General features: G+C 68.1%; 1 protein-coding gene. It reads left to right on the top strand.

Features of this window, described 5'->3' with window-relative positions; all coding sequences use genetic code 11:
• Positions 1–814, top strand: an 814-nt coding sequence (locus tag BGO22_RS21680) for an efflux RND transporter permease subunit (RefSeq protein ID WP_286852417.1), incomplete at both ends; no start/stop codon positions are given.

Genomic DNA, 814 nt, shown 5'->3' with positions numbered 1-814 from the left:
GGTCATCCAGCGCATGGGCGAGATCACCCGGCAAAACCCCAACGTGGAAGACGCCATCGCCTTCCCGGGCCTGTCGATCAACGGCTTCACCAACAGCTCCAACGCGGGCATCGTGTTCGCCACGCTCAAGCCCTTCGCCGAGCGCCGGAACGCCGACCAGAGCGGCGCCGCCGTGGCGGGTCAGTTGAACCAGGCCTACGGAGAGATCCAGGACGCCTTCGTGGTGATGTTCCCGCCGCCGCCGGTGGCGGGCCTGGGCACCACCGGCGGCTTCAAGCTGCAGCTGGAAGACAAGGCCTCGCTCGGCTACGAGGCCATGGACGCGGCGGTGAAGGCCTTCATGGCCAAGGCCTACCAGACGCCCGAGCTGGCCGGCATGTTCACGAGCTGGCAGGTCAACGTGCCGCAGCTCTATGCCGACATCGACCGCACCAGGGCGCGCCAGCTGGGCGTGCCCGTGACGGAAATCTTCGACACCCTGCAGATCTACCTCGGCAGCCTGTACGTGAACGACTTCAACCAATTCGGCCGCACCTACAGCGTGCGCGCCCAGGCCGACGCACCCTACCGCGCGCGCGCCGAAGACATCGGCCTGCTCAAGGTGCGCGCCACCAGTGGCGAGATGATCCCGCTGTCGGCGCTGATGAAGGTCGATGCCAGCTTCGGCCCCGAGCGCGCCATGCGCTACAACGGCTACCTCACGGCCGACATCAATGGTGGCCCGGCGCCAGGCTTCTCGTCTGGCCAGGCGCAGGCCGCCATCGAGCGCATCGCCGCCGAGACCCTGCCCGCGGGCATCGGCTACGAGTGGACC

The sequence above is a fragment of the Hydrogenophaga sp. 70-12 genome, from assembly GCF_001897365.1.
GTDB lineage: Bacteria > Pseudomonadota > Gammaproteobacteria > Burkholderiales > Burkholderiaceae_C > Hydrogenophaga > Hydrogenophaga borbori.
This window is presented reverse-complemented; position numbering and strand designations above follow the sequence as displayed.